Source organism: Pseudomonas sp. SLFW (assembly GCF_009905615.1).
GTDB lineage: Bacteria > Pseudomonadota > Gammaproteobacteria > Pseudomonadales > Pseudomonadaceae > Aquipseudomonas > Aquipseudomonas bambusae.
On sequence record NZ_JAAAKW010000002.1, the window covers coordinates 209,098 to 221,454 of the forward strand.

Genomic DNA, 12,357 nt, shown 5'->3' on the forward strand with positions numbered 1-12,357 from the left:
TTCCAGAGCTCAAAGCGGTTTACGGAATTGAATGAAGCCAGGGCGTTCGGCGATGCGTTCGTACAGCTGGATTGCGGTCGTGTTGGTCTCGTGGGTCAGCCAGTGAACCTTGTCAGCGCCGTCTTTCTTGGCTGTCGCGTACACATGTTCGATCAGCTGGCGCCCGACGCCGGTGCCGCGTTGGTCCGGGGTGACGAGCAAGTCTTGCAGGTAGCACGACCAATTGATGCTCCAGTTGGAGCGATGGTAGATGAAGTGCACCATGCCCACCGCTTTACCGTCCTGCCAGGCGAGGGCGGCATTGGTCGGCTCATTGCTGTCGAGAAAGCGTTTCCAGGTGCTTTCGGTGACCGCGTCCGGCAATTCCGTCTTGTAGAAGGTCAGGTAGGCTTTCCACAGCGGCAGCCAGGCAGCGTGGTCGTCGGCGGTAACAGGGCGGATCTGTACGTCAGACACGGGTTTCTCCTTGGCTCATCAAACGAGCGATTTCCTGATCGGTTTGATCCTGGCTGGCGGCCAGGCCTTTGCTGACGCCGGCGATGTCTTCGGCGCTGCGATTCTGGTTGAGCTTGCGTTTGCCTTCGATGCGTTCGATGGGGATGGCGAACCCGACGATGGCGTTGAGCATTTTCTCGACGTAATCGGCCGGCGCATCGCTCACTGCCCAAGGCTCGGCGCGCTTGCCTTCATGCTTGTCGGTCAGGTCGCTGACGAGCTGCAACAGGCGTGCGGGGTCGGTGAAGACCTCCGCGCGGCCATAGGCATGCACGGCGAGGTAATTCCAGGTCGGCACCACTTTTCCGTGTTCGGCCTTGGCAGCGTAAAAAGACGGGCTGATGTAGGCGTCCGGCCCTTGGAAAATCACCAGCGCTTCGCCAGATGCCAACGCTTTCCACTGCGGGTTGGCCTTGGCCAGATGACCGAACAGCGTGCCATGCGGCCCTTGGTTCGGGTCGAGTAATAGCGGGACATGGCTCGCGTGCAGGCCTGTTTCGTCGACGCTGATCAAGGTCGCCAGGCGCGTACCTTCGATCTGTCGATGCAGGCTGGCGAGGTCCTCATCTTTGAAATAGCTGGGTGTATACATGAGATTTTCCTTGGCGATTGGCCCCATCCTAGGCAGCCTATTGGTCTGTTGTAAGAACCATTAATGGTCAATTTTGTAGAGCCAATCCATGCCAATCACGCCATCGCTAACCTTCGATTTCGCCGGGATCGAGCTGGACCGCCAACAGGGCCTCAGTCGCCAGCTGTATCAGGCGTTGCGCCAGCGAATCCTTGACGGGCGTTTGGGCAGCGGCACGCGCTTACCCGCCAGCCGAGATTTGGCCCTGGCGCTTGCAATTTCCCGCAACAGCGTGATGCGCGCCTACGACCAGTTGTACGCCGAAGGTTTCATCGAAGGGCGAATTGGTGACGGTACTTACGTCGCTCAACTGCCGGACAAACCCATGTCCGCCAAAAAACTATCCACAAAAGTGTCCACAGGGTTATCACCAGGCTTATCAACAGGTTTATCCACATTTTCGCGAAGTGAACCTGGTGATTTATCCAGTAAAGTTATCCACAGCGCATCGATAGTGCGACTGGAACAGCATCATTTAAAGCCCCATTTGCAGGGTTTGCCGAGGGCATTTCGGGTCGGCATTCCTGCATTCGATCTGTTCCCGTTCGACGTGTGGGGCAAGCTGCACGCGGCTTTCTGGCGCAAACCGGGGTTGCATCAGTTGGGCTACGGCGACCCGGCAGGAGAGTGGCGGCTGCGCGAGCTGATAGCGGTGTATTTAAGAACATCTCGTGACTTGCAGTGTGACCCTGAGCAAATTGTGATCACCAGTGGCGCGCAGCAGGCAATTGCCCTTTGTGCACAGTTGCTGTTGAACGATGGCGACGGCGTGGCGATTGAAAACCCGGGCTACCGCGCCGCTGGGCATGCGTTCGCCGTGGCGGGTGCGACATTGCGCGGCATGCCGGTGGACGAAGAGGGGATGCGCAGTCCGGATTTTCAGGGCAAGGCCTGCAAACTGGCCTACGTCACGCCGTCTCACCAATACCCGTTGGGCGTGACCATGAGCCTGGCGCGGCGCCTGGAGTTGCTCGCCTGGGCCGAGCGTACCCAAGGGTGGATCGTCGAGGACGATTACGATGGCGAGTATCGCTACAGCGGCGCGCCCCTTGCGCCATTGGCAGCACTGGACCGGCATGGGCGGGTGCTTTACGTCGGCACCTTCGGCAAGGTCGCGTTCCCGGCGCTGCGCCTCGGCTATCTGGTGTTGCCGCGCAATCTGGTCAAACCGTTCAGCCAGCGGCGTGCTGTGGACATGCGGCATTCGGAGATTGGCACTCAGGCGGTCATGGCCGAGTTCATCGCGGCGGGACATTTCCAGCGGCACATTCGGCGCATGCGCCGAGCGGCATTGAGTCGGCGGGATGCGTTGCTGGCGGGATGGCCCGAGGATGTACGGGGCTGCAGTCCCATGCCCAAGCCGGTGGCGGGGTTGCACGTGTCGGTGGCGGTCGAGAGCCTTGCGCGAGAAAGAGAACTGGTGGCCAAGGCCGATAGCGTGGGGGTCGAGATCGGGGCGTTGAGTGATTATTGGCTCCCGGATTCCCAAACCCCTGTGGATAACCGGGCGGGGTTGGTGTTGGGGTTTGCGGCGGTGCCCGAGGCAGACATTACGTCGGCGCTGGAGCGGTTGCGGGGTGTTTGGATCTGAAACGCAATCCCTTGTAGGAGCGTGGCTTGTCCCGCGATCGGCTGCGAAGCAGTCGTAAACCTGCAACCAGGTATGACGGATGTACCGCATTCGCTGAAGTTGCTGCCGGTTCCCGGCAGATCGCGGGACAAGCCACGCTCCTACAGGTGCGCGCCGAGCGTCAGTTGCAGGGTTATACTCGCGCCCATCGCAAACATACCCTGAGACACATCCATGAGCCTCCCTCTTTCCGCCGCCCCTGAGCGCAAGCTCGGTACGCCGCTGATCGCTTTCATCCTGTTGGTTATCGGCGCGCTGTTTCTTCAGTCCGCCGTCGGCGGCAAGCAGGTCTTGTTGCTGATCGTCGGCGCCGCATTGGGCCTGACTCTTTATCACGCGGCCTTCGGTTTCACCTCAGCCTGGCGCGTGTTCATCAACGAGCGACGCGGCGCGGGTCTGCGGGCGCAGATGGTCATGCTGGCGATTGCGGTCGTGTTGTTCTTCCCGGCCTTGGGCGCGGGGACGCTATTCGGCACGCCGGTCACCGGACTGGTCGCGCCTGCCGGCGTTTCCGTCGTGTTCGGAGCGTTCATTTTCGGTATCGGCATGCAGATGGGCGGTGGTTGCGCGTCAGGTACGCTGTTCACCGTCGGGGGCGGCAATGCGCGGATGCTGGTCACGCTGCTGTTCTTCATCATCGGCTCGGTGATTGCCACCCATCACGCCGACTGGTGGTTCTCACTGCCGTCGTTCCCGGCGACCTCTATCGTCAAAACCTTCGGCGTGATGCCCGCGCTGATCATGAGTCTCGCGCTGTTCGCTGTGATCGCCCTGATCACGATCAAGCTGGAAAAACGTCGTCATGGCGAACTCGAAGCCGCTGTCACGAGTGAGCACGTGGGCCTGCGTCGCTTCCTACGAGGCCCGTGGCCGCTGGTGTGGGGTGCGATTGCGCTGGCGTTGCTCAACTACGCGACCCTCGCGTTGGCGGGGCGTCCCTGGGGCATCACCTCGGCGTTTGCCTTGTGGGGCGCGAAAGTCGCCAGCGCGCTGGGTGTGGACGTCGGCAGTTGGGTGTTCTGGCAGATGCCAGCCAATGCCAAGGCTTTGGCCGCGCCGGTGTGGGAAGACATCACCACGGTCATGGACATCGGCATCATGTTGGGTGCGGCCGTGGCGGCGGGGCTTGCAGGACGTTTCTCGCCAAGCCTGAAGATCCCTACCCGTTCGCTGATCGCGGCCGTGTTGGGCGGTTTGTTGTTGGGGTACGGCTCGCGTTTGGCCTATGGCTGCAACATCGGCGCGTATTTCAGCGGCATCGCTTCTGGCAGCCTGCACGGCTGGCTGTGGCTGATCGCAGCGTTTGCGGGGAATGCGGTGGGCGTGCGGATTCGTCCGTTCTTCTTTGAGGGCGAGCGGCGTCCGGTGGTGTTGAGCGGGTGTTGATTACTGCCTGACTGCACTGCCGCAGTTTTGCGGCACTCATAAAACCCCCTGTGGGAGCGAATTCATTCGCGATGCGGTAGTACATCCGAAAAATTTTCGTCGGATGTACCGGCCTCTCGCGAATGAATTCGCTCCCGCAGATGAGCATCGAATGCCAAGCTGATGTTCTGTCAGATAGCGAAAGTCAGCGTCACTTCCCTAGCTGGGATTTGGCGACTTTCACGATGTTCTCAGCCGTAAAGCCGAACTTCGCCTGCAGTTTGTCGATGGGCGCTGATGCCCCGAACGTGTTCATTACGATCTTCGCGCCGGTCTGGCCGACGTACCGATCCCAACCCACAGGCCCGGCCTGCTCCACCACGACGCGGGCTTTCACGTTCGGCGGCAGCACTTCGTCGCGATACGCCTTATCCTGATCCTCGAACAACTCCCAGCTCGGCATCGACACTACGCGGGCCGCGATACCTGCGGCCTTGAGTGTTTCGAACGCCTCGACGGTCATGCCGACTTCGCTGCCGGTGGCGATGAGAATCACCTCGACTTTGCCCTCGACCGCGTCAGCCAACACATAGGCACCACGTGCGACGTGCTCGGCACTGGCGTATTTAGCGCGATCCAGCGTTGGCATCGGTTGGCGCGACAGCACCAGACACGTAGGTCTATGGGTTTGCGCCAAGGCCACTTTCCAGGCTTCGGTGGTCTCGTTGGCGTCGCCCGGACGCAGGGTCAGCAGGCCGGGGGTAGCGCGCAACTGGGTCAGGTGTTCGATGGGTTGGTGAGTCGGGCCGTCTTCGCCGACACCGATGGAGTCGTGGGTGAAGACGAAAATCACCGGCAGCTCCATGATCGACGCCAGGCGAATCGGCGGCTTCATGTAGTCGCTGAACACCAGGAATGTCGAGGTGTACGGGCGGATGTAGGACAGCGCCAGGCCGTTGGCAATCGAGCCCATGGCGTGTTCGCGAATCCCGAAATGAAGATTGCGGCCGCTGTAGCTCCCAGCCTCGAAACTGCCAGCGCCTTCAAACGTGAGGTTGGTTTTGGTCGAAGGGGAAAGGTCGGCCGAGCCGCCGATCAGCCAGGGAATCTGTTGAGCGAAACCGTTGAGCACCTTGCCACCCGCCGCACGGGTCGCGATGCCTTTGGCGTCGGTATCGAAACTGACCGCCGTGTTGCGCCAGCCTTCGGGCATCTCGCCTTGACGCATACGTTGGAGCTCGTCGGCCAGTGCAGGCTGCTCTTTCTCGAAGCGGGCAAAGGTTTCCTTCCACGCGTCATAGCCGCTGCCGTTGCGTTTCAGCAGGGCGTCGCGCAGGTAATGGCGCGCTTCTTCAGGCACCAGGAAGCTGCTGTTTTCGTCCCAGCCGTAAGCTTTTTTGGTCAGCTTGATTTCATCTTCGCCCAGCGGTTCGCCGTGGGCGGCAGCGGTGTTGTGTTTGTTCGGCGAGCCGTAGCCGATCACGCTGTCGACCACGATCAGCGTCGGAGCGTCATCGGTCTGCTGGAAGGTCTGGATTGCCTGAGCCAGCGCGGCCGCATCGTTGGCGTCCTTCACGTGCAGGGTCTTCCAGCCGTAGCCTTCGAAGCGTTTCAGCGGATCGTCGCTGTAGGCCAATTCGGTATGGCCTTCGATGCTGATGGTGTTGTTGTCGTAAATCCAGCACAGGTTCGACAGCTTCAAATGACCGGCCAGCGACGCTGCTTCTGCGGTCACGCCTTCCATCATGTCGCCGTCGCCGCACAGCACGTAGACGTTGTAATCGAACAGCGTCGCGCCGGGCTTGTTGAAATGCTCACCCAGCCAGCGTGAGCCCATCGCCATGCCCACGCTGTTGGCGCAGCCCTGACCCAACGGGCCGGTGGTGGTCTCGACGCCAGTGGTCATGCGGTATTCAGGGTGGCCGGGGGTTTTCGAATCCATTTGGCGAAACTGCTTGATGTCTTCCAGGCTGATCGCCGGTTTGCCGGACGGCTTGCCGTGTTCGTCGATCTCGATCACGCCCGCCAAGTGCAGCAGCGAATAGAGCAGCATCGAGGCGTGGCCGACCGACAGCACAAAACGGTCGCGGTTGGGCCAGTCGGGATGTTCCGGGTGATAGCGCAGGAAATCTTTCCACACCGTGTAGCCGACCGGGGCCAGTGCCATCGGCGTGCCGGGGTGGCCAGAGTTGGCCTTTTGTACGGCGTCCATGGCCAGAGTGCGGATGGTATTGATGGTCAGTTGGTCGCGATCGGTGTGGGGTGCAGGTCGTTCGGTGGAGGTGGCAGACGCGCTCATTAACATTCTCCTCGTGACGTGTGGCTGAAGCTTCCAGATAGGTGTTGAGCGCGGGGGAGGCGGGTTCGTTCCATGAATAATCCGTCACCTGACTGGCTGTTGGCGCAGGAAGGCGGGTCGCGCTTTTAAGGCATTTGGTTACATTTCCATTGGTGGGCAGCTCGAACGATCTGTAACAACTGTATTCGAACCCCTTTGCGACTCCAGCTTGTTGCGGGGTCGACGGTTGCAAACAGGGGGTGACCATTGCAGGAAACGATCATCAAGAAATACCGCGCCATGATCAGGACGTTTACCTACATCGGTTGGTCGCTGTTCTGGCTGCTGATTTGGGACATCGTTGTCACGGTCGACTTCATGCTGTACCTGGAACGCAAGATCACACTGCCGTCGATGCCTCTCACGTTGCTGGGTTCGGCGCTGGTGGTGCTGACCAGCTTTCGTAACTCCAGTGCTTACAACCGGTGGTGGGAAGCCCGCACGTTATGGGGCGCGCTGGTCAACAATTCCCGCAGCTTCGCGCGGCAGGTGCTGACCCTGATCGACGACGGCACCGAGCTGAATCCGGTCAAAGCCGTACTGCTGCGTCGGCACGTGGCCTACGTGGAATGCCTGTCGGCGCACCTCAAGGGCGAGCAATGCGGTGAGGACGTCACGGCCATGATTTCCCGCGAGGAATACGACCGCCGCACACGCACCAACAACTTTCCCAATGACATCCTCAATGAGTCCGCCGCGATCATCGCGGGCGAATATCAAGCCGGTCGGCTGGACAGCATTCGTCTGGCGCGGCTCGAATCGACGATGGTGGAGATTTCCAACTGCCAGGGCGGCATGGAGCGCATCGCCAACACGCCGCTGCCTTATCCCTACGTGACCTTCCCGCGACTGTTCATCACGCTGTTCTGCATCATCGTGCCGATCGGGTTGGTGGAAACGTTGGGCTGGTTCACGCCACTTGCATCGACGGTGGTGGGTTTCATGCTGCTGGCGATCGAACGCATTGGCACCGACCTGCAAAGCCCGTTCAAGGCGTCCGAGCATGAGATTCAGATGAAGGCGTTGTGCGCGAATATTTCGGGGAATTTGAACTCGATGCTTCGCGATGCCACAGAGAAGCAGCGATGAGTGACGAGCTGCAAGCTTCAAGCTTCAAGCGGGTGTACGCCACTTGCAGCTTGCGGCTCGAAGCTTGCCGCTGTTTCTAGGTGCCGGACTTGATCTTGGTCCATACCCGCGTCCGCGCGCGTTCGGCTTCGCGTGGCAACGGCGTCAGCGTGTAGAGGGTTTTCATCGCTTCGGCGGTCGGGTAAAGGTTCGGGTTGTTACGAATCGCTGGATCGACCTTGTCCGTCGCGTCCTTGTTCGGATTTGGATAGCCGACAAAATCGCTGATCGGTGCGATCACTTCAGGCTGCAGGAGGTAATTGATGAATTTATGTGCATCCTCCACGTCCTTCGCGCCTTTCGGGATGGCCAGCATGTCGAACCAGATCGGTGCGCCTTCTTTCGGTAGGCGCATGTCCACGACCACGCCATTCTTCGCTTCCTTCGCCCGGTTGGCGGCTTGCGAGAAGCTGCCCGAATAACCCACGGCCACGCAGATGTCGCCGTTGGCGATGTCAGCCATGTATTTGGACGAATGGAAATAGGTGATGTACGGACGGATCTTCATCAGCAAGGCTTCCGCCTTGTCGTAGTCCTTAGGATTCTTGCTGTTCGGATCAAGCCCCAAATGTTGCAGGGCGAGTGGCAGAATCTCGGAAGGCGAATCGAGCAGCGTCACACCGCACTGCTTCAGTTTGCTGATGTTCTCTTCCTTGAAGATCAAATCCCAGCTGTCCACGGGCGCCTTGTCGCCCAGCACGGCCTTGACCTTGTCCGGGTTGAAGCCGATCAGGATCGTGCCGTACATGTACGGCACGGCGAATTTGTTGCCTGGATCGTTGGCTTCCAGCAGTTTCATCAGGCTCGGGTCGAGGTGCGAATAGTTCGTTAATTTGCTCTTGTCCAAGGGCTGAAAAACGCCCGCCTGAATCTGCTTGGCCAGAAACACGTTGGAAGGCACTACCACGTCATAACCGGAGTTGCCCGTCAGCAGCTTGGCTTCGAGGGCTTCGTTGGTGTCGAAGATGTCGTAGATCAGCGGGACCTTGGTGTCCTTCTTGAAGTTCTCCAGGGTCTGCGGGGTGATGTAGTCGAACCAGTTGTAAACGCGCAGGGTTTTCTGTTCATCGGCGTGGGCCATGCCGCCGAGCATGGCGCCGCACAGGGCGGGGGCGATCAAGCGCTTGAGTCTGTTCATCGTTGTCTCTCTTCTTTTTAAGTCGGAGGGGTCAGACGCTTTCGAAACCTTCCAGCACGTTCACGGCGTTGATGCCGATTTCTTCGACGGCATAGCCGCCTTCCATCACGAATAGCGTGGGTTTGCCCAAGCGTGCGATGCGTTCGCCCATGCGCAGGTAGTCCGGGCTGTCGAGCTTGAATTGCGAGATTGGGTCGTCCTTGAAGGTGTCCACGCCCAGCGAAACCACGACGATGTCGGCGCCGAAACGGTCGATTTCGTCACAGGCCTTTTCCAGCGCGGCGCTCCAGGCGGCCCAGTCGCTCCCCGCCGCCAGCGGGTAGTTGAAGTTGAAGCCTTCGCCTGCGCCTTCCCCCAACTCGTCTTTATAACCGAGGAAGAACGGGAATTCGGCTTCCGGGTGGCCATGGATCGAGGTGAACAGCACGTCGCTGCGCTCGTAGAAAATCGACTGCGTGCCGTTGCCGTGGTGGTAGTCGACGTCGAGGATCGCGACCTTTTTATGGCCCTGATCGAGGAAGGCCTGAGCGGCGATGGCGGCGTTGTTCAGATAGCAATAACCACCCATGACGTCGCTGGCGGCGTGGTGTCCCGGCGGGCGGCACAGGGCGAAGGCGCTACGCGCTCCGTTTTGAATCGCGGCCTGCGCAGTGAGAGCGACTTGCGCAGCGCTGTACGCGGCTTGCCAGGTGCCCGCGGTGATCGGTGCTCCGGCATCAAAGGTGTAGTAGCCCAGCTGGCCGTGCAGGCTGGTGGGGATGACCGAACGCAATGTGCGTGCTGGCCAGGTGAACGGCAGCAGGTCGCCTTGGGGGTTGGTCGCTGCCCAGCGAGCCCATGCGCCTTTGAAGAATTCCAGAAACGCTTCGGTGTGAATGCGCTTGATCGGCTCGATGCCGAAATCCTGCGGGCCTTCGACGGCGCCAATTTCGCGATCCTTGACCCGTTGCAGGACGTGGTCGGCACGGGAGGGCATTTCGAAGCAGGGCATCAATTGCCCGTCGATCAACTCGCAACGGCCATGGTGCAGATGGTGATCGTCTGAATAGATCGTCAGCATTTTCTTGTTCTCCTGTGGGCATCGGTGTCCGACATTCTTGAGGCGGACGACTTTTCGGAGAACGACGGAAACGGCCAAAAGGGGATGTATTCGGCCATAAAAGCTGTCCGAAAATCGCCCCTGAATAGGGCGCCGCGCCCTGTTTGGAGGCGCGGATCACAAATCGATTGGCCGGTGATATTCCATTGTAGGAATGAGCTTGCTCGCGATCGAGGTCTGTCCGACACCGCAGGGGGGACTGACATACCGGTATCGCGAGCAAGCTCACTCCTACAGGGGACATGCGGCAAATCAGGTATTCAAAGCCTGAACTGACTCGGCGCCACGCCGCTCCAGCGAATGAACGCATGCCGAAAACTCGCCGTTTCGCTGAAGCCCAACACCTCGGCAATGTGATGAATTGGTAAATGGTCATCCTGCAACAGTTGCTTGGCTCGCTCGAAGCGTAGCTCGTCGAGCAACTGCTGATAGCTGCTGCCGGTGGCCTGCAAATGACGACGCAGTGTACGCTCGGAACAGTTCATCTTCTGCGCGAGCTGCCGCAAGCTCGGGGAGTTGTCGAGTTGATCCGCGAGCAAATGACGAATGCGCCCCAGCCATGCCTGCCGCCCGGTGAACTCGATGTTCTGTCGACGGCAGCGTTCGCGCATGTCGCGATGGGTGACGGGATCGGCAAGGGTCAGCGGCTGATCGAGCCAACGTCTGTCGAAGGCAAAGGCGTTGTCTTCTGCGTTGAAGCGCACCTCGCAGGCGAAACTTTCTCGGTAGCTTCCCTGATAATCCGGGGCGTCGTGAGCGAATCGTGCTGCCAGAAGCGGCAGCGGTTTGCCGAGCAAGTCATCGCAGATCACCTTGAGCGACGCCATGCACAGCTCGGCGTTGAAGACCCGCAAGCCCTCGTCGTCCCGATAATCGCTGGCGCTGAACCAGACGCGGTCGCCGTCTTCGACTAACTGTAGTTCGAACAGCGTCCCGAGCAGCGCCGGGTATTCCAGCGCCAGGCGCAGGGCGTCACCGAAAGTGGCACTGGTGAGCAGGGCGTAACCGAGAATCCCGTAAGACGACACATGCATGCGCCGCCCCAGCGGCAACCCGATTTCCCGACGCAACGCCACCGCGTTGGAACAGACCTGCATTTCCTGAAAGGTGGTAATGCGAATGTCCGGCCGACTCAGGTCCGCTTCCGTGATCCCACTCCCGGCCAGCAACGCCTCGCTGCCCCACCCCTCGGCCGAAAACGTCTCCAGCACCAGCGACACGGCGTTGAGGGTGGTGAGGTGCGAATGAAGCATGAGGGCATTCCGATTGTTTTTTTGATCGGAAAGGGGGAGCAAGAGATGTGCCGTGTACAACCCGAAGAACGAGTCGTTTGAATGTGTGACCGCTGCGCGGTCAATCGCGAGCAAGCAACGCTCCCACGGCCTTCGGCCAGAATCAAAAGCCTTCACCGCGCCACGATCTGCTTCTGCCGGAGGCGTGGGAGCGTTGCTTGCTCGCGATCGGGTGCGAAGCAGTCTTAGACAGAAGCGATGCAATCGTCTTTAACGCAACTCCCCACACACATCCAGCTCCACCAACCGCCGCACTTCCTCCACCGGCAAGTCCGCGCCAAGCAGGGCGTGGAGTTTGCCGAAGGCGGCTTCGCGGGTCATCCCGCCACCGGAGAGGACGCCAACGCTGCGCAGGCGGCTGCCCGCTTCGTAGACATCCAGCTCGACGCCGCCTTCGTGACATTGGGTGATGGCGATCACGCAGATGTCGCGTTGGTGGGCGCGTTGCAGGCTGTCGAGGAAGGCCGGGTTGTCGCTGGGGCCGGTGCCGCTGCCGAAGCACTCCAGGATCAGACCTTGAATGCCGCTGTCGATCAGGCCGTCGAGTTGTGCCGCGCCAATGCCGGGGAACAGCGGCAGCACGGCGACGTTGGCGAGTTTCTTGGGCTGGTGGTAGGCCAGCGCCGTGGGCAAGGTGCCAACGGTCTGTCCGCCGCGAGAACGGTTCAGCGCGGCGAACGGGTTGCGACCGAAGCTGCGGATTTTCGCGCAGCGGGTCGGTTGCATCAGTTCACCATGGAAGTAGAGGTGCACGCCGGACGGCAATCCTTTGCCCAGCGCCTGCAATGCGCCGTTGACGTTTTCCCAGGCATCGCTGTCCGGCACGCCTGCGGGCAGCATTGACCCGGTGAACACGACAGGCGCGTCCAGCCCCAACAGTTGAAAGCTCATGGCCGCTGCGCTGTAGGCCAAGGTGTCGGTACCGTGCAGGATCAGCACGGCATCGCAGCCTTGAGCCTCAACCGCCTCGACGACCGCCTCACGCAGACGCTGCCAATAGGCGGGCGTCATGTTGGCGCTGTCGATCAAGGGAGACATTTCGCGAAATTGCCACTGCGGCACCACCAGCGCAGGCTGGCTCGCCAGTTGTTCGGCCATGCGCGCCTCGAAACCGGACGCTGGTGCGAGACCGTTTTCGCTGGCCTGCATGCCGATGGTGCCGCCGGTGTACAGCACCATGATGTGGCTGGCCGGTGCGTGATTGTCGCGATTCATGCGTGTCTCCCTGGACAGACTTCAGA

10 protein-coding genes are annotated in these 12,357 nt (G+C 60.4%); 3 read left to right on the forward strand and 7 right to left on the reverse strand.

The genetic code is table 11. From position 1 onward, the window contains the following. Positions 1-9 precede the first annotated feature (9 nt). The gene (locus GVN17_RS04285; RefSeq protein ID WP_166593995.1) at positions 10-456 is read right to left on the reverse strand and encodes a GNAT family N-acetyltransferase; all 447 of its coding nucleotides are present in this window, start codon (positions 454-456) and stop codon (positions 10-12) included. Next, positions 449-1,087, reverse strand: coding sequence for an FMN-binding negative transcriptional regulator (locus GVN17_RS04290; protein WP_166593996.1), 639 nt, complete (start codon positions 1,085-1,087; stop codon positions 449-451). Before GVN17_RS04290 ends, GVN17_RS04285 begins: the two co-directional genes overlap by 8 nt. Positions 1,088-1,175: 88 nt before the next feature. Between GVN17_RS04290 and GVN17_RS04295 the strand changes: the two genes are divergently transcribed. Both GVN17_RS04295 and GVN17_RS04300 read left to right on the forward strand, forming a co-directional pair. Next, positions 1,176-2,717 (forward strand): PLP-dependent aminotransferase family protein, encoded by a 1,542-nt coding sequence (locus GVN17_RS04295; protein ID WP_166593997.1) that lies wholly within the window; start codon positions 1,176-1,178, stop codon positions 2,715-2,717. A gap of 213 nt (positions 2,718-2,930) precedes the next feature. Then, a complete protein-coding gene (locus GVN17_RS04300; RefSeq protein WP_166593998.1) occupies positions 2,931-4,142 on the forward strand; it encodes a YeeE/YedE family protein in 1,212 nt (403 codons plus the stop codon). 190 nt (positions 4,143-4,332) lie between these two features. On the opposite strand, the gene tkt is transcribed toward GVN17_RS04300, so the two are convergent. Beyond that, entirely contained in the window at positions 4,333-6,420 is a 2,088-nt protein-coding gene (tkt, locus tag GVN17_RS04305; RefSeq protein WP_371928474.1) for a transketolase, read from the reverse strand. Positions 6,421-6,666: 246 nt separating this feature from the next. Here tkt and GVN17_RS04310 point away from each other — a divergent pair, with 246 nt between their 5' ends. Beyond that, a complete protein-coding gene (locus tag GVN17_RS04310; protein ID WP_178115698.1) occupies positions 6,667-7,548 on the forward strand; it encodes a bestrophin family protein in 882 nt (293 codons plus the stop codon). 76 nt (positions 7,549-7,624) lie between these two features. Here the strand turns inward: GVN17_RS04310 and GVN17_RS04315 are convergent, their stop codons facing one another. The 4 genes from GVN17_RS04315 to GVN17_RS04330 all read right to left on the reverse strand — a co-directional run bounded on the left by GVN17_RS04315 (position 7,625) and on the right by GVN17_RS04330 (position 12,331). Continuing rightward, entirely contained in the window at positions 7,625-8,725 is a 1,101-nt protein-coding gene (locus GVN17_RS04315; protein WP_166594001.1) for a polyamine ABC transporter substrate-binding protein, read from the reverse strand. A 31-nt stretch (positions 8,726-8,756) separates the two neighbouring features. Then, the gene (locus GVN17_RS04320) at positions 8,757-9,785 is read right to left on the reverse strand and encodes a histone deacetylase family protein (RefSeq protein WP_166594002.1); all 1,029 of its coding nucleotides are present in this window, start codon (positions 9,783-9,785) and stop codon (positions 8,757-8,759) included. Between the two features lie 299 nt (positions 9,786-10,084). Next, complete coding sequence (locus GVN17_RS04325; RefSeq protein WP_166594003.1) at positions 10,085-11,077, reverse strand: AraC family transcriptional regulator; 993 nt, start codon at positions 11,075-11,077, stop codon at positions 10,085-10,087. A gap of 249 nt (positions 11,078-11,326) precedes the next feature. Continuing rightward, positions 11,327-12,331, reverse strand: a complete 1,005-nt coding sequence (locus GVN17_RS04330) for an asparaginase (protein WP_166594004.1) — start codon at positions 12,329-12,331, stop codon at positions 11,327-11,329. Between the last annotated feature and the right edge of the window lie 26 nt (positions 12,332-12,357).